Genomic DNA, 21,353 nt, shown 5'->3' on the forward strand with positions numbered 1-21,353 from the left:
TATTTCCTTTGACGCTGAATCACTGGCCCCACGAATCACGCAGGGTCACGGTACGGTTGAATACCGGCTGACCTGGTTTCGAGTCCTTCAAATCAGCGACGAAGTAACCTTCGCGCTCGAACTGGAAACGGTCTTCCGGCTGTGCGTTGCCAAGCGATGGCTCAGCACGACAACCGGTGAGTACCTGCAGCGAATCAGGGTTGATGTTGTCGAGGAAACTCGCGCTGTCTTCAGCCTTCTCAGGGTTGGCCGAACGGAACAGGCGATCGTACAGACGCACTTCGCACTCGACGCTGGCCGCGGCCGGCACCCAGTGGATCACGCCTTTGACCTTGCGGCCTTCAGGGTTCTTGCCCAACGTTTCCGGGTCGTACGAGCAACGCAGTTCGACGATGTTGCCATCGGCGCCCTTGATCGCTTCGTCGGCACGGATCACGTAGCTGCCGCGCAGACGCACTTCACCGGCCGGTTCCAGGCGCTTGTAGCCCTTCGGTGGCTCTTCCATGAAGTCGTCACGGTCGATGTAGATTTCCCGAGCGAATGGCAGCGCGCGTACGCCCATGTCTTCTTTCGGGTGGCGCGGCAGTTCGAGGTTTTCGACCTGGCCTTCAGGGTAGTTGGTGATGACGACTTTCAGCGGACGCAGCACGCACATGGCGCGTGGCGCGGTGTGATCGAGGTCGTCACGGATGCTGAATTCGAGCATGCCGAAGTCAACCACGCCATCGGAACGGTTGGTGCCGACCATTTCGCAGAAGTTGCGGATCGATTTCGGCGTGTAGCCACGGCGGCGGAAACCCGACAGCGTGGACATGCGCGGATCGTCCCAGCCGTTGACGTGCTTTTCATCGACCAGTTGCTTGAGCTTGCGCTTGCTGGTGATGGTGTAGTTGAGGTTCAGACGGCTGAACTCGTACTGACGCGGGTGCGCCGGCACTGGCAAGGCGTCGAGGAACCACTCGTACAGCGGACGATGGCTTTCGAATTCCAGGGTGCAGATCGAGTGGGTGATGCCTTCGATGGCGTCCGACTGACCGTGGGTGAAGTCGTAGTTCGGGTAGATGCACCACTTGTCACCGGTCTGGTGGTGATGCGCGTGACGGATGCGATACATGATCGGGTCACGCAGGTTCATGTTCGGCGAGGCCATGTCGATCTTCGCACGCAGCACGCGGGCGCCGTCGGCGAACTCACCGGCGCGCATACGCGCAAACCAGTCGAGGTTTTCTTCTACCGAACGGTCGCGGAACGGGCTGTTCTTGCCCGGCTCGGTCAGGCTGCCACGGTACTCCTTGGCCTGCTCCGGGGTCAGGTCGTCGACATAAGCCTTGCCAGCCTTGATCAGCTCGACGGCCCAATCGTGCAACTGGTCGAAATACTGCGAGGCGTAGCGCACTTCGCCGGACCACTCAAAGCCCAGCCATTTGACGTCGGCTTCGATCGCGTCGATGTATTCCTGATCTTCCTTGGCCGGGTTGGTGTCGTCGAAACGCAGGTGCGTGACGCCGCCGAACTCCTGGGCCAGGCCGAAGTTCACGCAGATCGACTTGGCGTGGCCGATGTGCAGGTAGCCGTTGGGCTCCGGCGGGAAACGGGTGACGATCTGGGTGTGCTTGCCCGAGTCCAGGTCTGCCTGGATGATCGGCCGCAGGAAATTGACCGGCACGGCAGGGCCGGACTTGGCATTCGAGGTAGGGTCGACAGTGGGCTTGCTCATAGGATCCTTGACTTACAGGTGCGCGGCCGCAGAGGGGGCCAGACAAAACAAAGCCGCTATCATAGCCGATGCTGTCAAGGGGCTGACAGAGCACGGCCTATAAAGGAGCGCATTTAATCGCAGGGATTTGGAAAAACTGCCTCGAAATTCGCGCCTGTCACGCTAAACTGCGCACCTTGGCCGATGGGCTGAACCGGTAACGGGTCGAAATGTCCCATTACCCACGAATTCCTTATAAAGAGTAGCGATCATGACTCAAGTCAAACTGACCACCAACTACGGCGACATCGTCATCGAACTGGACGCGGAAAAAGCGCCGATCACCGCTGCCAACTTCCTCGAATACGTTAAAAACGGTCACTACGAAAACGTGGTATTCCACCGCGTGATCAAGGGCTTCATGATCCAGGGCGGCGGTTTCGAGCCTGGCATGCAAGAAAAGAAAGACAAGCGCCCAAGCATCCAGAACGAAGCCGACAACGGCCTGAAGAACGAGAAGTACACCCTGGCCATGGCTCGCACCATGGACCCGCATTCGGCCTCGGCGCAGTTCTTCATCAACGCCACCAACAACAGCTTCCTCAACCACACCGCCAAGACCGCTCAGGGCTGGGGCTACGCCGTATTCGGTAAAGTGGTTGCCGGCACTGATGTCGTCGACAAGATCGAAGGCGTTGCCACTACCTCCAAGGCCGGTCACCAGGACGTGCCAAAAGACGACGTGATCATCGAGAAAGCCGAGATCATCGAAGCGTGATATTGCTGATTTCAGACTTGCATCTGGAAGAGGAGCGCCCGGACATTACCCGGGCGTTTCTGGATTTGCTCGCCGGACGCGCCCGCTCGGCGAGTGCGCTGTACATTCTCGGCGACTTCTTCGAAGCGTGGATTGGCGACGACGCCATGACGCCCTTCCAGCGTTCCATCTGCCAGGCCCTGCGCGAACTCAACGACAGCGGCACGGCGATTTTCCTGATGCACGGCAATCGCGACTTCATGCTCGGCAAGGCCTTCTGTAAACAGGCCGGCTGCACCTTGCTGAAGGATCCGAGTGTCGTGCAGTTTTACGGCGAGCCGGTGCTGTTGATGCACGGCGACAGCCTCTGCACCCGCGACGTCGGCTATATGAAGCTGCGGCGTTATCTGCGTAATCCGATCACGCTGTTCATCCTGCGTAACCTGCCCTTGAGCAGCCGCCACAAACTGGCGCGCAAGCTGCGCAGCGAAAGCAAGGCACAGACGCGGATGAAGGCCAATGACATTGTCGATGTCACGCCTGAAGAGATTCCGCGGATCATGCAGGAATTTGGCGTGAAAACCCTGATCCACGGGCACACCCATCGCCCGGCGATTCACAAGCTGCAGCTCGGTGAGCAGGCGGCGAAGCGGATTGTGTTGGGGGATTGGGATCGGCAGGGTTGGGCGTTGCAGGTGGATGAAAGCGGTTACGCATTGGCGCCGTTCGACTTCGCTCCGCCGCTGGCTTTGCCGCACGGCTAAAAGCTTTCCCCCCTCACCCCAGCCCTCTCCCCCAAGGGGGCGAGGGGGAAAGGGAGCCGATCTCTATGCTTTTCAAAACCTGAGTTCGACTCGGTATTGCAAGTCGGTGTACCTCAAACAATCAACTCGGTCAGTCCCCTCTACCCTAGTGAGCGAGGGGATATGGGAGCCGATCTCTGTGCTTTTCAAACCTGAGTTCGACTCGGTATTGCAAGTCGGTGTATCTCGAACATCCACCACGGTCAGTCCCCTCTCCCTCCGGGAGAGGGTTAGGGTGAGGGGCTTTTGACTTTAGTGCCCTGAAGCCGCCGGCCCCGCCTTCGCGGCAAACGGTGGCTTAGCCAGCCACACAATCAGAATCAACCCCATAAACCCCCAGCCCAGCAGCGTGAAGTAATCCACGGTGGAGAGCATGTACGCCTGGCTGGTGAGGATCTGATCCATCTGCGCATAAGCCGACTGGCTCGCCCCGCCCAACTGATTCAAGGTCTCGCGGGTCGCCGGTTCGAAAGTGCTGATGCTTTCACTCATATACGCATGATGCTGATCCGCGCGGCGAATCCAGATCCACGTGGTCAGCGACGCCGCAAAGCTACCGCCCAATGTCCGCAGAAAAGTCGCAAGACCTGCGCCATCGGCAATCTGGCTCGGCGGCAAGTCCGACATCAGAATACTCAAGGTCGGCATGAAGAACAGCGCCACACCAATACCCATGAACAACTGCACCAACGCGATGTGCTGGAAGTCCACCTCATTGGTGAATCCCGCCCGCATAAAGCAACTCAAACCAATCGCCAGAAACGCCAATCCGGCCAGCAATCGCAGGTCGAACTTGTTCGCGTACTTGCCGACAAACGGCGACAGCAGCACCGGCAGAATGCCGATCGGCGCCACGGCCAGACCCGCCCAGGTTGCGGTGTAGCCCATTTGCGTCTGCAGCCATTGCGGCAAGATCAGGTTGATGCCGAAGAACCCGGCATAACCCAGCACCAACACCAACGTGCCGATGCGGAAGTTGCGGTACGCGAACAACCGCAGATTCACCACCGGATGCTGGTCGGTCATTTCCCAGATAACGAACACCGCCAGCGCGATCACCGAAATTGCCGCACCGATGATGATGAAGTTCGACTCGAACCAGTCCAGATCATTGCCCTTGTCGAGGATCACCTGCAACGCGCCAACACCAATGATCAGCGTGATCAGGCCGACGTAATCCATCGGCTGACGGCTGGTTTCCACCGGACGTTTGGCCAGTTGCGAACGCACCACCATCACCGCAAAGATGCCGATCGGCACGTTGATGAAGAAGATCCACGGCCAGCTGTAACTGTCGGTAATCCAGCCACCGAGAATCGGCCCGGCAATCGGCGCGACCACCGTGACCATCGCCAGTAACGCCAGGGCCATGCCGCGCCTGGCGGGCGGATAAACTGCGATCAACAGGGTCTGCGTCATCGGGTACAGCGGGCCGGCGACCAGACCTTGCAGCACACGGAAGCCGATCAGTTCCGGCATCGACGTCGAGATACCGCAGAGAAACGAGGCCAGCACGAACAGAATGGTGGCCCAGAGAAACAGCTTCACCTCGCCGAACCGACGGCTAAGCCAACCGGTCAGCGGCAGCGCAATCGCGTTGCTCACGGCGAACGAGGTGATCACCCAGGTGCCCTGCTCCGAACTCACCCCGAGGTTGCCGGAAATCGTCGGCAGTGCCACGTTGGCGATGGTGGTGTCGAGCACTTGCATGAACGTCGCCAGCGACAGGCCGATGGTGCTGAGCAACAGGCTGGGCGGCGTGAAAGAGGCGTTATTGCTCATTGTGAATCCTATGAAACCTGATGGTCGCCGCAGCCCTGTAGGAGTGAGCCTGCTCGCGATAACGGTGTATCAGTCGAGGAATTGGGTCTGACACACCGCTATCGCGAGCAGGCTCACTCCTACAAAGTCAGTGCAGGTCAGCGTTGCGCGGTTTTGCTGACCGCTGCGCTGTTGTCGTGGATCAGTTGCGCAATCATCGCGTCGGCTTCGGCCAGTTGGCGGTCGTAGACGTTGGTGCTGAACGACGCTTTCTGCGGTGGCTGCTGTGCGAGCACCGGGCCGCTCTGGTCGTGCAGGTTCACTTCAACGTTGGTCGACAGACCGACGCGCAGCGGATGCTTGGCCAGTTCTTCGGCGTTGATGTGAATCCGCACCGGCACACGCTGCACGATCTTGATCCAGTTACCGGTGGCGTTCTGCGCTGGCAGCAGAGCAAACGCGCTACCGGTGCCGGCGCCGAGGCTGTCGACGGTGCCGCTGTACTTCACGTCGCTGCCGTAGATGTCGGACTCGATATCGACCGGCTGACCGATGCGCATATCACGCAGTTGGGTTTCCTTGAAGTTGGCGTCGATCCACAGTTGATCCAGCGGAATCACCGCCATCAACGCCGTGCCCGGCTGCACGCGCTGACCGAGTTGCACGGTGCGCTTGGCGACGTAACCGGTGACCGGCGCGATCAAGGTGCTGCGGGCATTGGTCAGGTACGCCTGACGCAGATCGGCAGCGGCCGACATCACGTCCGGATGCGACGACACCACGGTGTCATCAACCAGCGCGCTGGTGGTTTTCAATTGCTGTTTGGCGTTGGCCAGGGCGTTTTGCGCCGAGGTCAGGTCGTCGCGAGCGTGGGACAGTTCTTCCTGGGAAATCGCCCCGCCCTGCGCGAGGTTTTTCCGGCGGTTGTAGTTGTCCTGGGCTTTCTGCACTTCGGCCTGCTGCGCGTTGACCTGAGCTTTCATGCCATCAACGTTGCTATACAGACCGCGCACCTGACGCACGGTGCGCGCCAGTTTCGCCTGGGCACTTTGCAGGCCGACTTCAGCGTCGTTCGGATCGAAGTTGATCAGCACCTGACCTTCGTGCACCAGATCACCATCGTCAGCGCCAATGCTGACCACGGTGCCGGTCACCAGCGGCGTGATTTCGACGACGTTGCCGTTGACGTAGGCGTCGTCGGTGCTTTCGTTAAAGCGCCCGATGAATTCGTGATACGCCCAGACGCCGGCGCAGGCGAGTGCAACCACAACGGCCAGCACCAGCAGCATGACTTTGCGTTTGCGCGGGTTGCCGGTGTCCGGGGTGTTGCCTTGAGCTTGGGTGTTTTCGGCAGTGGCCATGACAAGTACCTTGAATTAGTTGTGCGGCGTGGCTGGGCTGGCGTTGGCTGCGGTCAGGGTGTCACCCTGGAAGCCGCCGCCCAGCGCTTGCATCAGTTGAATCGACAGGTCGATCTGCTCGGCATTGAGGGTGGCCAGTTGACGCTGGGCCTGCAGCAATTGCTGCTCGATGCTGAGCACGTCCAGGTAGTTGCCGATGCCGGAACCGTAACGCTGGACGACGGTGTTGTAAGAGTCTTGGGCAATGTTGGTGGCGTGTTGCTGCGCACCGATCTGCCGGCCGATGTCACGCAACTGGTTGATCGTGTCGCTGACATCGCCCAGTGCTTTCACCAGACTTTTGTTGTACTGCGCCACCGCCAGGTCGTAATCGGCGTCGCGCGCATCGAGGTTGGCGCGCAGGCGTCCGCCGTCGAAGATCGGCACCGAAATGGTCGGGGCAATGTTGAAGAAGCGACTGGCCGAGCCGAACATCGCGTCACCCAAAAGGGATTCGGCGCCGGCCGAGGCCGTCAGGTTCAGGTTCGGATAGAACTGGGTTTTCGCCGAGTCGATATCCTTGCTCGCCGCTTCTACACGCCAGCGCGCAGCGACTAGATCCGGGCGCCGACCGAGCAGTTCCGCCGGCAACACTGACGGCACGGCGACCGCGCTGGCTTGCAGGACTTTCGGCCGAGCAATTTCGTTGCCGCGATCCGGGCCTTTGCCGAGCAGCACGGCCAGGGCGATTTTCGCGCTGTTCAGGCGTTTTTCCGCGTCGATCAGGCTGGCCTCGGAACTGGCTTCCAGACTTTGCGTTTGCTGGAACTGGTACTGGCTGTCGATCCCGGAACTGAGGCGACGCTGGCTCAGGTCGAGCATCTGCTTGGTGCGCTTGAGGTCTTCGTTCGCCAGGTCATAAACGATGTGCGCCTGACCGAGATCGCTGTAAGCGCGAGCGACATCAGCGGCGAGGGTCAACTGCGCAGCCTGACGATCAACTTCAGCGGCGCGGGCCTGACCGAGTGCAGCTTCCCAGGCATCACGCTGGCCGCCCCAGAGGTCGAAGTTGTAATTGAACCCGGCGCTGACGTTACGCACGGTGGCGTAGGCATCGCCCTGCCCCAGCGGATCCTGATCCTTGGCCAGACGCGAACGGCTGATGCCGGCGCTGGCGTCGAGGGTCGGATAACGTTCGGCATCGGCGGCATACGCGGCGGCGCTGGCCTGATGGGCGCGCGCTTCGGCGATCTGCATGTCCGGGCTGTCGTGCAGGGCTTCGCGGATCAGACCGTCGAGTTGCGGATCGCCGAGGCTGGTCCACCAGTCGCTTTTCGGCCACGCGGCCGGCGACAGCGTTACGCCACTAAGCGATTGGCCAGTTTTCAGGGTTTTCGCATCGAGGCTCGCACCTGAAGTATCGAGGCCGCTGTAGTTGGCGCAACCGGCGAGGATCATCGCCGACAGCACCAGCGTCAGGCTGCTGCGCAAGGTTTTACCGCTCATTGTGTTCACCTAAGCGCTGGATGGTGATCGGGTCACCGGCTGCCAGCAGGATTTTCTTGAGGATGTATTCCAGGGTTTTCAACTCGTCCGGAGTGACGGCGCCGGCCAGTTCATTCATCGCGTCGGCGCCGATGTGCGGCAGGCGATCGGCCAGTTGCTGGCCTTGCTCGGTCAGCTTGAGTTGCACCTGACGGCGATCGCCTTCGCTGCGCTGGCGAGCCAGAAAGCCTTTCTGCTCCAGACGATCGAGCATGCGTGTCATCGAACCGCTGTCGAGCGACAGATGCCGGCACAGCTCGGCCGGGGTGTCGACGCCGAACTGGGCCATGATGATCAACACCTTGAACTGCGCGGCGGTGATGCCGTGGGGTTCCATGTGGGTGTCGATGATCCGGTCCTTGAGCAGCGCAGCACGGCCAAGCAACAGGCCGAGATGGCAATGTTTGAATTCGTCCGGGGTGAAATGCTTCATTTGCTCACCTAATAACTGCCTAGGCAGTGAATGTATGTCGAGATGTTACTGCCTAGGCAGCGAATGTCAACGCAATAGTTAGGTTGCTTTGCAATTAGTTGACCAGTGGAGTTGGTTTTTGTGTTGAAGAGGGGTGACGAAGATCAAAAGATCGCAGCCTTCGGCAGCTCCTACAGGGATGTGAAACATGTAGGAGCTGCCGAAGGCTGCGATCTTTTGACCTTTATGAGGATGTCGAGGATTCGTCGGAAGGATGCGCAGGCGGCTGCACAGGATGTACCTCGCGCCCCCGCAACGCAGCGCCCACATACCCAAACGCACGCTTGCTCACCGCATAAATGCTGTGCCAACCCGGCGGTGCCGGCTCGATGGCGGCATGCAACGCCCGCGCATAATCGAGCACCAGTCCGGGCGTCCACGCCATCGCCTCTGCCCGTTTGCGCACTTGCGCGGCAACCCAGAACTCGGGGCTGAAAATGACCCGGGCGAAATCCAGCATGCTCGAATGCCCCCGGTTCATCGCCCCTTCCAAGGCCGCTTCGAGGCTATGAGCGACGGCGCTGGAACAATTGCGACTGGTCAGGTTGTACGTGCTGTTCTGCCGATACGCAGTCCAGAACGCATGCAAACGCCGGGCGTCGTAGTGGGCAAAACTGACCTGCACCGAAGACGGACACCAGTCAGCCACCTCCCCCGCATAATCCGGCAAAAACCTGCCGGCAACATCGTTGTTCGGCGTCGCCCGCAGCAGTCGCACAAAATCCCCCGCCGAACGATCGATGTCGTCCTGCGGGTAATGGCTGATGTAAATGTCCGGGCCACATTCCAGTGCCGCGTGACCGGCGGAGATCACGCCATTGATGTCGACCGCCGCGATGTAGCGGTTGAGCAGACGATTGCGCACTAAGGTGTCGTCGACGGTGCCACTGGGGGTCCAGACGTGAATCACCATCGCGTCGCTGCTGGTCGGCGCACTCACTGCAGCAGGACTCGTCAGCGGCAGCTGGTTTTTGAAGCGTACGGCTTGCCGCAACAAGGCGCAACCGGTCAGGAAAAGGCTCATGCCAATGCAAAACGGCACCGTGCCCTTATACAGCGTCGGATACGGCTCGAGGATAAACACGCCAAAGCCGATTTCGAACAACCCCGCCAGCAACGACACCTGCCAACCGACAAAGCGCACCACCAGCGCCGCCGCCAACCGAAAGCCGCCATCGAGCAGAAAAGCCCCACCAAACAGCACCGCCAGAATCAGCCCGGCGGCATGTTGCCGGTCGACGATCAGCAGCCCCAGCAAGAGAAAAGCCAGTCCGCGCGCTCTGCGCAGGGCCGCAGCAGTTCCGGCTTGCGGTGCCGGCACCAGCAGCAGGATCAGCGCTTCGAGCAGCAACAGATAGCCGAAGAGATGCAGCGGGAAATACAGCACGCCGTCCAGCGCATCAATGAAGATGCCCACACCGGCCGCGCCCCAGACGATGCCCGTCAGCGCCAGCGCGGACCAACGCTTGCGGACGAATTCGTGACCGAGCAAGACCATACTCAAGCGGATCATAGGCGTCTCTGTTGTTTTCGGGCAGCCGCCAATCGCGCAGCATTCAAGTAGCGCTGAGTCTAATTCATTCTGCAAAAGCCGGATCGCAGCGACGCGACCCGGCCATGGGAAACGCGCGTTAGAAATCGCGTTTGTAGAAGATATCCAGCGAACTGGCGACGCCACTCGCCGCTTCGACATAAACCTTCTTGCTCAGCTTGTAGCGCAGCGCAATGGTGCTGGCCGGTTCAAACACGCCCACGCCATAACGCAAACTGAGCTTCTCGGTAATATTGCCGCTAGCCACAACACTGGTGGCATCGCCGCTGCCCGCCGTGTCGAGCTGGAAGTCCTGAATCCCCAGATCCTTGGCCAGACTGCTGGTGACCCCGGAACTGCCCATCAAGCCCAGACCCAACGCCGCTTGAGCGAGCATGTTGTTGTCTTCGCCGTTGGTGCTCAGCGGTCGGCCGAGGACCAGATAGGAAAGCGCCTGCTCCTGGCTCATCGCCGGCTCGGAGAAGATCTGTGTGGTCGGCTGCTCGGCGCTGCCGCTCAGGCGAATACCGGCGATCACGTCGTCGGTCTGGCGAATCGCTTCGATGTCCAGATACGGCTGATCGAGGGGGCCGGCGAACAACAGACGTGCACGGCGCACTTGCAGGCGCTGGCCGTAGGCACTGTAGCGGCCGTCGTTGAGCCACAACTCGCCACGGGTGTCCATGTTGTCGCCGATGTGCACATGACCTTGCACATTGGCGGTCAGGCCGAAACCGGCGAAGGCCAGTTTGTCTTCGCCGACCACCACGTCGATGTCCATTTTCATCGCCAGCGGTGGTTTGCCCTCTTCGGTCTGCGCACCGACGATGATCGTGTCATCGGAGACTTTCACCGTGGATGGCGGCAGCTCTCGCACGGTGATTTCGCCTCTGGGCACCTGCACTTTGCCAGCGATTTTCAGCTCGTCGCCGGCCATGGAAATCTTCAGGTCCGGCGCGACTTCCAGCTTGGCGTACGGCTCGACGGTGACCGGCAATTGCGTGCCTTTCAACGCCAGATCGACCACCAGCGCCTGACCCCAGGCGACGTTACCGTTGAGGCTGCCCTGCCCGCTCTTGCCGCTTTTCCAGCCGCCGTCGAGGCGTACCGATTCGCCGGCAATCAGGGCGGTGAGTTGCAGGTTCTGCAGCTCCATCGGCAACTCGGCGCCGGACACTTCGCCGTCGCTGAGTTGCACGGTGCCGTTGACCAGCGGCGCCAGCAGTCCGCCGGAAATCGTGCCGCTGCCATTCAGGCGTCCGGTGAGTTTTTCGACCATCGGCACAAACGGCCGCGCCACCGACAGATCCAGCCCACTCAGACGGAACGAGCCGCTTAGCGGTTTGTTTTTCGGCAGTGGATTGAGCTGCGCTTGCACCAGCAACTCGCCGAGTTTGCCGCCAACGAAATTCAGTTCGGTGTCGACGCGCTTGGGCGTGAGTTTGCTGGTGAGTTTCAGCGTCTGGTACGGGAAGTCCAGCCACTGATCCTTTTCCTTCATGCGCAAGGTGCCGCCACTGGCATCAACGCTGACCACGCCGTTGGGGCCGCTGGCCGGCAGATCCAATTGCAGATCGGCGTTGAGCTTGCCCTTCCAGGCAAAGTCTTTCGGCAACCATTGCGCGAGGCTTTCGATCGGGAATTGCTTGAGGTGATAGCGCAGTTTCGGTTCCGGCATCAGGCGCTGATCTTCACCGCACAGGCTGGCATTACCGGACATCCAGCAATGCGCGCCGAAGTTGATTTTGCCGTCAGCCAAGCGTTCGAGTTTTGCCGGATTCTGCAGTTTCCAGTCCTGGCCACCGGCCTGAATGTCGCCGCTGGCTAAACGCCCGCGCCAGTTGCCCTTGTCCAGATTGCCATCCAGACCGAGGGCCAGTTTCAGTTTCGGCCCGATCAAATCGAGGTTGAGTTTCTGGTTCTTGATGTCGCCTTGGGCGCTGGCGGTCAGCGTGCCCAGCGAGGTGTCGCCGGCCTGAATGCCCGCGCCTTTCACATCGATTTTCGCCCGCTGTGCGCTGTCGAGGGTCGCATCGAGGTTGAGGCTTTGCAGGCGATTGTCCTGGAAGACCAGTTGCGAACCTTGCAGGTCGAGTTTGCCCTGCGGCGCCTTCAACGTACCGGCGACGTTGACCTGACCGTTGACCTGCCCGCGCAGTTGCGGCCAGAGCTGAGCCAGGCGCGACAGCTTAATGTCGATCTGCCCGGTGAGTTTCTGTTGCAGGCTGCCCTTGCCGTGGATGCTGTTGTCACCGAGGCGGATTTGCAGGGCATTCAGGTTCCACTGCTCACCCGCGCCGTCAGCCTTGGCCTGGAGAATCGCCGGTTGGCCACGCAGTTTGCCTTTCAAGTCGAGATCGGCGGTGAGGCTCAGCCGTTCATTCTTCATTTCGCCTTGGCTTTTCAGTGGCCCGGCCAAAGTGCCCGGCAACTCGGCGACCCAGTACGCCGGGTTGAGTGCTGACAACTCCAGTGCGGTGTCCCAGGCGATGCCGTCGGCGAACTGCACATTCACATGGCCTTCAGCCTTGCCCTGCCCGGCTTGCATTTTCAGTTGCGGTAAAGCGATCTGTTTAAGACTGCCGCTGAACGGACTGCTCAGGGTAAACGCGCCCGCCGGGCCATCCAGTGCGGCGGCGAAGTTACCGAGATATTGGCCGTCGGTGTAGGAGACTTCACCAGTGAACGTACGCAAGGCGACTTGTGGCTCGTCGATTTCGTTATAGAGCCGGTGCCACGGAAAATCCTGCCAGTTGATATTGGCTTGCGCGCTGAGGCCTTTGCTCCAGTCGACACTGCCGGTGAGCTTGAGGCTTTGTTTATCGTTGGCCGTCAGGTCGAGGCCGGCAATCTGCGCGCCGCTGGCGTCGACTTTGCCTTTGAGCAACAGCGCCACCGGGCCTTTGTCGGCGGGCAGCGTGGCGTTGCCGTTGAGCTGGTAGCCGTTTTTCAGGTCGCCTTCGCCGGTCAACACCAGTTGATTGAGTTGCAGAGTGTCCGGTAAATCAGCGCTCGGTTTGAACGCCTCGGAGGTGATGCGCACTTTCGCCGGCAGGTTTTCAACCAGCGGTTGCAGTTCGCCGCTCAACTGGCCGTCGAGGTAACCACGGCTGTCGGCGTGCAGGTTGAGGGTTTTCAACAGGTCGCCGTCGACTTTCAACGCCAATGTCCACGGTCCCGTGCCGGGAGATGGCAACGTCAGGTCACCGGCGATGTTCAGCGGCCAGTTGCCGGTCGGCGCGAGTGTGCCGGACAGGTTCAGGCTGAGGTCGTCGCGCTGCAATTTCACGCTGTCGATCTGCATGCCCTGAGCGGTCCAGTGCGCCGCCAGTTGCAAGCCCTTGAGCTGTTCGCTGCCGTTGAACAACAGGCTGCCGACCTGCACGTCGCCCAGTTCGATGGCCACCGGCAATTGCAGATCCGGTAGTTTGATCGGGCCGCTCTCGGAGGTTTCTTCGCTCGGCGGGAATTGCAAAATGACCTGATCGGCCTTGAGCTTTTCGATGCACAGGGTCATACGGGTCAGGCACAGCGGTGACCAGGCGAAGATTGCCTTGTTCAGTTCGACACGGCTGCTGTCCTGCTGCCACAGCAGATGATCGGCACTCCATTGTCCGCCGAGGCGTCCCTGGAAATTCTCCACTGTCAGACCCGGTACGAGGCCCAACACCCAGCGGCTGCCGGCCGCCGTGCCGAGTACGGCGGTGACACTCAATACAATCAACAACACCAGCGCCAACAACGCCAGCGCCGTAATTTTCAAACCACGCTTCACAGCTCAGGCCCCATGGAAAAGTGCAGCCGGATGCCGCCATCGTCGTCGAGTGCGTGGGCCAGGTCGAGGCGGATCGGCCCGACCGGCGAGACCCAGCGCACACCAATACCGACCCCGGTCTTGAGGTTCGGCAGTTCGAGTTTGTTGAAAGAGTTGCCCTGGTCGACGAAAGTCGCGACGCGCCATTTCTCGGCGATCGAGTATTGATACTCGACGCTGCCGGCGACCATGTAACGCCCGCCGATCCGGTCACCGTCGGAGTTTTTCGGCGACAGACTCTGGTAATCGTAACCGCGCACGCTCTGATCGCCACCGGCGAAGAAGCGCAGCGACGGCGGCACCGAGTTGTAGCCGTTGGTGGCGCTGCCGCCGACCTGCACACGACCAAGGAAGCGGTGTTTGTCGAATACCGTGGTCAGGCCTTTGACCAGCGCGGTGCCATATAAAAGGTTGTTGTCCGAGCCGAGGCCTTCCTTCGCCACTTTGCTCTCGAAGCTCAGGCGATAGCCGTTGTGCGGGTCGATACGGTTGTCGCTTTTCAGGTACGAGTAGCTGATGCCGGGCATCAGCAAAGTACTCAGGCCCGAATCGTCGCCGAGTTCATATTCTTCGCGCTGCCATTTCAGCGAGATCACCCGCTGCCAGCCGCTCGGCAATTTGCTGTGCCATTCCGGGCCAAAGGTCAGCAGCTTGCTCAGCGTATCGGAGCCGTCGATGTCTTCGAATTGATAGCCACCGGCCCAGCGCAGTTTGTCGGTCAGTGGCGGGTCGAGCGGGATGTCGTAGAACAAGCCGACGTTTTGCCGTGGCGCCGAGAGTTCGGCTTCCCAACCATAGCTGTCGCCTTGCGGGTTGACCCAGTGGCGGGTCCAGTTGGCTTTGATGCGCGGGCCGACGTCAGTCGAATAACCGAGGCCCAAGCCCATGGTCCGTGGCTTGCGCGTGTCGAGTTTGACCTCCACCGGGATCACGTCATTTTTCGCCGTGGTCGGTGCGGCATCGACGCGCACGCCTTCGAAATAGCCGCTCGATTGCAGATCGCGGTTCAGCTCGGCGATCAGCTCGGAGTCGTACGGTTCGCCTTCCTTGAACGGCACCATGCGTTGCAGCAGGTCTTCGTCGAACGGCGTGTCACCTTCGAATTTGACTTTGCCCAGCGCATAACGCGGGCCGCTGTCGTAGATCAGTTCGATGTCGGCCACCCCGGCGCGCGGGTCGACCATGAGTTTTTGACTGGTGAAATGGCCACTGAAGAAACCGAAGCGTGAAGCCTGATTCTGAATAAGTCTTTTGGCGTCTTCGTAACGCCCATGGTTGAGCACCGCACCGGACTTGAGCGCGTCGCTTTTCGGTACACGAAAGGATTTGAGGGAGGCAGCCGGGCCGTCGACACGAATGGTGACGTTGCGCAGGTGAATAGGCTCGCCGGGATCGATGTTCAACACCAAGCGCGGCTTGTCGCCGCCCTTGACGTCACTTTCAATCTGCGGCTGGTAGTAGCCCAACGCCTGGGCCGCCTTGCGCGCCTGCTCTTCGGCACCGCGACTGAAGCGCTGCAGGGCTTCTTCGTCACGGTCGCCGAGACTGCCGATATAGCCTTCTATATTGGCCTTGAGTTCATCGTTGGACGGTTTGATCCGCACATCCAATTCACTTTGCGCCAGCGCCGCGCAGCTGGTTAACAGCATGAGCACGCCACTGGTAAATCTTCCTGGAAACTTCATAGGCGCGGATGCTATCACGGGCTTGGGAGCGTGATAGAACAGGAAATTTCCCAAGAAGTTCGATTGTTATGCTGTTGCAGTTTGTAACACCTGCGGGTTGGCGTGGAAAAATACGTGTTCGCGCACCGGTCCGACGGCAACCTCGCCGATCTCCTCGTAACCCTGCCTTTTATAGAATTCCAGATAACGCGGGTTGCCGGTGTCGAGCACCACACCTTGCGAGGTTTCGTCGACCGCGCACCAGTTGTGTACCGCCGTCAGCAATTGCTCGCCGAAATGTTTGCCCTGGAACTGCGGGTGAATCCCCAGCAGCGGCAGCATGTGCACGGAATCGCTGGGCACGCAGGCGGCAACGGCATCGTGGTATTCAAGGTAGCGGCGGGTGCAGCGGAAACCGGTGCTGAGCACCATGCGCAGGCGCCACGCCCAGCTTTCGGTGATGCCCAAACGGCGTTGCGGTGGCGCGATCAGGGCGATGCCGATCAGGCGGTCGTTGACCAGCAGGCCGATGGCCGGCAGATCCTGCAGAAAGTGTTGTTTGACCAGTTCGCGCACCGTTGCCCGCACGCGCTGTTCGTAGCCGGGGCGCTCAGCTTCGAACAGGTAGCCGAAGGTCGGTTCGTGGCGATAGGCCTGATAAAGCAGCGAGCGGGCTTCGCGCGAGTAGCCGCGGTCGAGCATATGAATGTCGGCGATGGCGGTCTGGGTTTCAGGCATGACGGTGATTCTCCCCGGGCGCGTTCAAATGGCGGCGCTCTTGTTGGTACGAACCTTTTGGCAGTGACACAGTTCCCCACAGGTATAGACCAACTCGGGATCTTCATCGACCGGGTTGGCCCCATCGCCGGCAAGCCAGCTCCCAAAGGTTTCTCTGGTGTACATGAATGTTATGAACGACGCGGACATTGTGGGAGCTGGCTTGCCAGCGATGGGGCCCTCCGAGGCAACACATGTCCCACAGGCCAAAATGATTTCTCCCACACTGGCCCCCATCCCACATGTCAGCTAGCATCGCCCTTTTGCCAGGACTGCCGACCATGAAGATCGTTTCCTTCAACATCAACGGACTGCGCGCCCGTCCGCATCAGCTGGCAGCGCTGATCGAAAAACATCAGCCGGACGTCATCGGCCTGCAGGAAACCAAAGTCCACGACGACCAGTTCCCGCTCGAAGAAGTCCGCGCCCTCGGCTACCACGTGTACTTCCATGGCCAGAAAGGCCATTACGGCGTGGCAATGCTCTCGCGTCAGGAACCGATCGCCATCCACAAAGGCTTCGCCACCGACGAAGAAGACGCCCAGCGCCGCTTTATCTGGGGCACCTTCGCCGACGCCAATGGCGTGCCGGTGACCATCATGAACGGCTATTTTCCACAGGGCGAAAGCCGCGACCACCCGACCAAATTCCCGGCCAAGCAGCGTTTCTACAGCGATCTGCAAACGCTACTGGAAAGCCAGTTCCACAACGAGCAGCCGCTGGTGGTGATGGGCGATGTGAACATTTCCCCGGAAGACTGCGACATCGGCATCGGCCCGGACAACATGAAGCGCTGGCTGAAAACCGGTAAATGCAGCTTCCTGCCGGAAGAGCGCGAGTGGATGGCGCGCCTGAAAAATTGGGGTTTGACCGACAGCTATCGCCACTTGAACCCGGACGTGACCGACATGTTCAGCTGGTTCGATTACCGCAGCCGTGGATTTGAGGATGAGCCGAAGCGTGGCCTGCGCATTGACGTGATTCTGGCGTCGCATGGTTTGTTGCCACGGGTGAAGGCCGCCGGTGTTGACTATGAATTGCGCGGGATGGAAAAACCGTCCGATCATGCGCCGATCTGGCTTGAGCTCAGCTGATCCCCAGCCTTACGCAATACCTGTAGGAGTGAGCCTGCTCGCGATAGCGGTGAATCAGACGACATAAATGTTGACCGGTACAACGCTATCGCGAACAGGCTCACTCCTACATTGAATCGGTGTCATCTTTCGGTCATGCGCCTGACTTAATCTCCCCGGCAATCCCCTTGGCTTGATTCGGTGCCGGCATGACCCTGCGTGTTCTGTGCGTTTTTCTCTTGAGTGCGTGGCTGACGGTTTCGGCCGCCGCCCTGCCCCTGCCTGAAAACGGCCCGGCGCTGCGCATTCAAGGCTCCAACACCATCGGCGCCGAACTCGGCCCAGCACTCGTTGAGGGCCTGCTGCAAGAGCAAGGCCTGCTGAAAATCCACCGCGAAACCCCGGACACCGCTAATGAATTGCGCATCGTCGGCCAGACCCACGAAGGCAAACGCGTGGTCGTTGAAGTCGCCGCCCACGGTTCCAGCACCGGTTTCACCGCGTTGAAAAATGCCAGCGCCGACCTGGCGGCGTCCTCTCGCGAGATCAAGGACAGTGAGCTGCTCAGCCTGCAAACGCTTGGCGATCTGAAAAGCCCGGCCGCCGAGCAAGTCATCGCCATCGATGGCCTGGCGATCATCCTTCATCCCGACAATCCACTGCATCAACTCGACACAGAGCAACTGGCGCGGATCTTCAGTGGTGAGGTGAAAACCTGGGAAGACCTCGGCGGACGTGGCGGCGCCATTCATTTATACGCGCGCGATGATCAGTCCGGTACCTACGACACGTTTAAGGAATTGGTCCTCAGCCGGCGTGGGAAAAGTCTGAGCAGCAACGCGAAAAGGTTTGAGTCCAGCGAGCAATTGTCCGACGCAGTCAGCGCGGATCCGCAAGGCATCGGCTTCATCGGTTTACCCTACGTGCGCCAGGCCAAAGCCGTGGCCATTGCCGATGGTGCGTCGCAATCGATGTTGCCGCTGAACAGCCTGATCGCCACCGAAGACTATCCACTGTCGCGGCGCTTGTTCTTCTATCTGCCGCCCGACAGCAAGAATCCGTGGGCAAAGGCATTGGTGACATTTGCGCAAAGTCGTCAGGGCCAGGCAATTGTCGCCGCCAACGGTTTCATCAGTCAGACCGTGCATGCGATGAGCGTCGCGCCGAATGCGCTGATGCCCGAGGGTTATCAATCCCTCAGCCGTCACGCCCAGCGTCTGACGGTGAATTTCCGGTTTGAAGAAGGCAGCGCGAGTCTGGATAACAAGGCGCGGCAGGATCTGGCACGGGTGTTCGACTATATAAAGCGCCATGACAAGACCGAGCGCGCGGTGACATTGGTCGGGTTTGGTGATGCCAAGGACGACCCGGCGCGGGCGGATCTGCTGTCGAAGCTGCGGGCGATGGCGGTGCGGCGGGAGTTAGTGAAAAACGGCGTGGTGTTGCGTGAGGTTCGTGGCTTTGGCGCGTTGATGCCGGTGGCGGCGAACAATGCGGATGAGGGCAGGATCAAGAATCGGCGGGTTGAGGTTTGGGTGTATTGAGTCTGATGGTTATGTACTGAATGTTCAGGCCCCCTTCGCGAGCAGGCTCGCTCCCACATTTAACCGCATTCCAATTGGAAGAATGCGATCCCATGTGGGAGCGAGCCTGCTCGCGAAGAACGATAACGCGGTGCCGGATCAGCGCTCGCTACGCAGCATCTCCTTCGGCACATACTTGCCGATCTCGAACTTGCCAATCGCTGCGCGGTGCACTTCGTCCGGGCCGTCGGCCAGGCGCAAAGTACGTTGCATGGCGTACATGTAGGCCAGCGGGAAATCGTTCGAGACCCCTGCCCCACCATGCATCTGGATCGCCCGGTCGATCACGCGCAGCGCGACGTTCGGCGCAACAACCTTGATCTGCGCGATTTCGCTCTTCGCCACTTTGTTACCGACGGTGTCCATCATGTACGCCGCTTTCAACGTCAGCAGACGTGCCATGTCGATTTCCATCCGCGAGTCGGCGATCTTGTCGACGTTACCGCCCAGACGTGCCAGCGGTTTGCCGAAGGCAGTGCGGCTCACCGCACGTTTGCACATCAATTCCAGTGCACGTTCGGCCATGCCGATCGAGCGCATGCAGTGGTGAATCCGGCCTGGGCCAAGACGACCTTGAGCGATTTCGAAGCCGCGCCCTTCGCCGAGCAGGACGTTTTCGTACGGCACGCGCACGTTGTCGAACAGCACTTCGGCGTGGCCGTGCGGAGCGTCGTCGTAACCAAACACCGGCAGCGGACGAACGATTTTTACCCCGGGAGTATCGACCGGCACGAGGATCATCGAGTGCTGGGCGTGGCGCGGCGCATCTGGATTGCTCAGGCCCATGAAAATCAGGATTTTGCAGCGTGGATCACAGGCGCCGGAGGTCCACCATTTTTTACCGTTGATCACCCACTCGTCACCATCACGCACGGCGCGGGCGGCCATGTTGGTGGCGTCGGACGAGGCTACGTCAGGTTCGGTCATGGCGAATGCCGAGCGGATTTCGCCGCGCAGCAACGGTTCGAGCCAGCGCTGTTTCTGTTCTTCGTTGGCGTAACGCACCAGCACTTCCATGTTGCCGGTGTCCGGCGCCGAGCAGTTGAACGGCTCCGGGCCTAACAGCGAGCGGCCCATGATTTCTGCCAGTGGCGCGTATTCGAGGTTGCTCAGACCGGCACCGAGTTCCGACTCCGGCAGGAACAGATTCCACAAACCTTCGGCTTTGGCCTTGGCTTTGAGCTCTTCCATGATCGCGGTCGGCTGCCAGCGATCGCCTTCGGCAACCTGGCGTTCGAACACCGCCTCAGCCGGATAAACGTAAGTGTCCATGAACGCGGTCACGCGCTCACGCAGTTCTTGCACCTTGGGCGAATAAGCGAAATCCATGATCAATTACCTTCTTGGGCAGAGGTTGTTCAAGTCATGCAATCGATGCTAGAACAGCGCTGATAATTTACCTAGCCTATTCTCGGCGTGTATAAACATTCATCACCGATATATGATCCAGTGATCGTCAGCCCTTAAAAACAAGAGAAGCCGCGTTATGAATCTGAGCAAGGTCGACCTCAACCTTTTCATCGTCTTCGACGCGATTTACACCGAAGCCAACCTGACCCGCGCCGGGCAGATTGTCGGCATCACTCAGCCGGCGGTGTCCAACGCATTGGCGCGGTTGCGCGAGACCTTCAACGATCCGCTGTTCGTGCGCACGGCTCAGGGCATGGTGCCGACACCGATGGCACAGAACATCATCGGCCCGGTGCGTAACGCGCTGTCGTTGCTGCGTGTGTCGGTACAGGAAAGCCGCATTTTCAACCCGGCACAAGCGGTCAAGACTTACCGCATCAGCATGACCGACCTCACCGAGGCGGTGATTTTGCCGCCGCTGTTTCAGCGCCTGCGCCGCCTGGCGCCGACGGTGATCATCGAAAGTTTTCTGTCCAAACGCCGCGAGACCACCAAAGAGCTGGCCGCCGGGCGTCTGGATTTCGCCGTGGATGCGCCGCTCAACACCGACCCGCAGGTGCGCCACGTCAAGCTGATGGAAGACCGCTACGTCTGCGCGATGCGCAAAGGGCATCCGATGGCGGGCAAGGAAAAGCTCTCGCTGGATGATTACCTGTCGCTGACCCATATCCACATTTCCAGCCGCCGCAGTGGTTTGGGTTATGTCGATCTGGCGCTGGGCAAAATGGGCATTCAACGCAAGATCGCCCTGCGTTCGCAGCACTATTTGATGGCATCGCAAGTGATGCAGCAGACCGACATGGTCATGACCGTGCCGGAGCGCTTTGCCCGTCGCCATGAACTGCAGGCGTTTAATCTGCCGGTGAATGATGTGCCGCCGGTGGAGACGCATCTGTATTGGCATGAAAGCACTGACCAGGATCCGGCGAATCGCTGGATGCGCGAGCAGATGATCGAGTTGTGCCAGCAGGTGACGGCGCAGGAGAAGAAGCTGGATAAGCAGGTGGTGTAAGGAAAGATCAAAAGATCGCAGCCTTCGGCAGCTTCTACATTTGGAATCTATCACCCCTGTAGGAGCTGCCGAAGGCTGCGATCTTTTTCTTGCTTGACGTAAACGTCAACCTGCC

Annotated in this window: 15 protein-coding genes; 5 read left to right on the forward strand and 10 right to left on the reverse strand. The window is 60.0% G+C overall.

Annotated elements, in window-relative coordinates:
* Positions 1-19 precede the first annotated feature (19 nt).
* Positions 20-1,717, reverse strand: coding sequence for a glutamine--tRNA ligase/YqeY domain fusion protein (locus CKW38_RS20405; protein WP_095113699.1), 1,698 nt, complete (start codon positions 1,715-1,717; stop codon positions 20-22).
* 250 nt (positions 1,718-1,967) lie between these two features.
* On the opposite strand from CKW38_RS20405, the gene CKW38_RS20410 reads away from it, so the two are divergent.
* The gene (locus CKW38_RS20410) at positions 1,968-2,474 is read left to right on the forward strand and encodes a peptidylprolyl isomerase (protein WP_007912469.1); all 507 of its coding nucleotides are present in this window, start codon (positions 1,968-1,970) and stop codon (positions 2,472-2,474) included.
* A complete protein-coding gene (gene lpxH, locus CKW38_RS20415) occupies positions 2,471-3,217 on the forward strand; it encodes a UDP-2,3-diacylglucosamine diphosphatase (protein ID WP_095113700.1) in 747 nt (248 codons plus the stop codon). The genes CKW38_RS20410 and lpxH overlap by 4 nt, the downstream gene beginning before the upstream one ends.
* 291 nt (positions 3,218-3,508) lie before the next feature.
* Here the strand turns inward: lpxH and CKW38_RS20420 are convergent, their stop codons facing one another.
* The 8 genes from CKW38_RS20420 to CKW38_RS20455 form a co-directional block, all read right to left on the reverse strand.
* A complete protein-coding gene (locus tag CKW38_RS20420; protein WP_007912465.1) occupies positions 3,509-5,038 on the reverse strand; it encodes a DHA2 family efflux MFS transporter permease subunit in 1,530 nt (509 codons plus the stop codon).
* Positions 5,039-5,175: 137 nt separating this feature from the next.
* A complete protein-coding gene (locus CKW38_RS20425; protein WP_008082123.1) occupies positions 5,176-6,378 on the reverse strand; it encodes an efflux RND transporter periplasmic adaptor subunit in 1,203 nt (400 codons plus the stop codon).
* Between the two features lie 15 nt (positions 6,379-6,393).
* Entirely contained in the window at positions 6,394-7,863 is a 1,470-nt protein-coding gene (locus CKW38_RS20430) for an efflux transporter outer membrane subunit (RefSeq protein ID WP_095113701.1), read from the reverse strand.
* A complete protein-coding gene (locus tag CKW38_RS20435) occupies positions 7,853-8,335 on the reverse strand; it encodes a MarR family winged helix-turn-helix transcriptional regulator (protein WP_077573642.1) in 483 nt (160 codons plus the stop codon). Before CKW38_RS20435 ends, CKW38_RS20430 begins: the two co-directional genes overlap by 11 nt.
* A 223-nt stretch (positions 8,336-8,558) precedes the next feature.
* Positions 8,559-9,887, reverse strand: coding sequence for a DUF308 domain-containing protein (locus CKW38_RS20440; RefSeq protein WP_095113702.1), 1,329 nt, complete (start codon positions 9,885-9,887; stop codon positions 8,559-8,561).
* Positions 9,888-10,005: 118 nt separating this feature from the next.
* Complete coding sequence (locus tag CKW38_RS20445) at positions 10,006-13,680, reverse strand: translocation/assembly module TamB domain-containing protein (RefSeq protein ID WP_095113703.1); 3,675 nt, start codon at positions 13,678-13,680, stop codon at positions 10,006-10,008.
* Positions 13,677-15,404 (reverse strand): autotransporter assembly complex family protein, encoded by a 1,728-nt coding sequence (locus tag CKW38_RS20450; RefSeq protein ID WP_095113704.1) that lies wholly within the window; start codon positions 15,402-15,404, stop codon positions 13,677-13,679. Before CKW38_RS20450 ends, CKW38_RS20445 begins: the two co-directional genes overlap by 4 nt.
* A gap of 66 nt (positions 15,405-15,470) precedes the next feature.
* Positions 15,471-16,121 carry an N-acetyltransferase gene (locus CKW38_RS20455; protein ID WP_007912451.1) on the reverse strand — a complete coding sequence of 217 codons (651 nt, stop codon included), beginning with the start codon at positions 16,119-16,121 and terminating at the stop codon, positions 15,471-15,473.
* A gap of 320 nt (positions 16,122-16,441) precedes the next feature.
* Between CKW38_RS20455 and xthA the strand changes: the two genes are divergently transcribed.
* Both xthA and CKW38_RS20470 read left to right on the forward strand, forming a co-directional pair.
* Positions 16,442-17,254: an exodeoxyribonuclease III gene (gene xthA, locus CKW38_RS20465; protein ID WP_007917227.1), complete on the forward strand. Its 813-nt coding sequence runs from the start codon at positions 16,442-16,444 to the stop codon at positions 17,252-17,254.
* A 188-nt stretch (positions 17,255-17,442) separates the two neighbouring features.
* Positions 17,443-18,777 carry a substrate-binding domain-containing protein gene (locus tag CKW38_RS20470; protein ID WP_007917229.1) on the forward strand — a complete coding sequence of 445 codons (1,335 nt, stop codon included), beginning with the start codon at positions 17,443-17,445 and terminating at the stop codon, positions 18,775-18,777.
* A 138-nt stretch (positions 18,778-18,915) separates the two neighbouring features.
* Here the strand turns inward: CKW38_RS20470 and CKW38_RS20475 are convergent, their stop codons facing one another.
* Entirely contained in the window at positions 18,916-20,145 is a 1,230-nt protein-coding gene (locus CKW38_RS20475; RefSeq protein ID WP_007917231.1) for an acyl-CoA dehydrogenase, read from the reverse strand.
* A gap of 157 nt (positions 20,146-20,302) precedes the next feature.
* Here CKW38_RS20475 and CKW38_RS20480 point away from each other — a divergent pair, with 157 nt between their 5' ends.
* Positions 20,303-21,238: a LysR family transcriptional regulator gene (locus CKW38_RS20480; RefSeq protein WP_007917233.1), complete on the forward strand. Its 936-nt coding sequence runs from the start codon at positions 20,303-20,305 to the stop codon at positions 21,236-21,238.
* Positions 21,239-21,353: the final 115 nt, after the last annotated feature.

Origin of the sequence: Pseudomonas sp. Irchel 3H7 (assembly GCF_900187605.1) — a bacterium.
GTDB lineage: Bacteria > Pseudomonadota > Gammaproteobacteria > Pseudomonadales > Pseudomonadaceae > Aquipseudomonas.

Bases quoted from the DNA above. Each gene is read 5' to 3' on its own strand.
- CKW38_RS20475 (WP_007917231.1), bottom strand. From the start codon at position 20,145: ATGGATTTCGCTTATTCGCCCAAGGTGCAAGAACTGCGTGAGCGCGTG.
- CKW38_RS20480 (WP_007917233.1), top strand. From the start codon at position 20,303: ATGAATCTGAGCAAGGTCGACCTCAACCTTTTCATCGTCTTCGACGCG.
- CKW38_RS20420 (WP_007912465.1), bottom strand. From the start codon at position 5,038: ATGAGCAATAACGCCTCTTTCACGCCGCCCAGCCTGTTGCTCAGCACC.
- CKW38_RS20430 (WP_095113701.1), bottom strand. From the start codon at position 7,863: ATGAGCGGTAAAACCTTGCGCAGCAGCCTGACGCTGGTGCTGTCGGCG.
- CKW38_RS20410 (WP_007912469.1), top strand. From the start codon at position 1,968: ATGACTCAAGTCAAACTGACCACCAACTACGGCGACATCGTCATCGAA.
- CKW38_RS20435 (WP_077573642.1), bottom strand. From the start codon at position 8,335: ATGAAGCATTTCACCCCGGACGAATTCAAACATTGCCATCTCGGCCTG.
- CKW38_RS20450 (WP_095113704.1), bottom strand. From the start codon at position 15,404: ATGAAGTTTCCAGGAAGATTTACCAGTGGCGTGCTCATGCTGTTAACC.
- CKW38_RS20425 (WP_008082123.1), bottom strand. From the start codon at position 6,378: ATGGCCACTGCCGAAAACACCCAAGCTCAAGGCAACACCCCGGACACC.
- CKW38_RS20455 (WP_007912451.1), bottom strand. From the start codon at position 16,121: ATGCCTGAAACCCAGACCGCCATCGCCGACATTCATATGCTCGACCGC.
- CKW38_RS20440 (WP_095113702.1), bottom strand. From the start codon at position 9,887: ATGATCCGCTTGAGTATGGTCTTGCTCGGTCACGAATTCGTCCGCAAG.
- CKW38_RS20470 (WP_007917229.1), top strand. From the start codon at position 17,443: ATGACCCTGCGTGTTCTGTGCGTTTTTCTCTTGAGTGCGTGGCTGACG.
- xthA (WP_007917227.1), top strand. From the start codon at position 16,442: ATGAAGATCGTTTCCTTCAACATCAACGGACTGCGCGCCCGTCCGCAT.
- CKW38_RS20405 (WP_095113699.1), bottom strand. From the start codon at position 1,717: ATGAGCAAGCCCACTGTCGACCCTACCTCGAATGCCAAGTCCGGCCCT.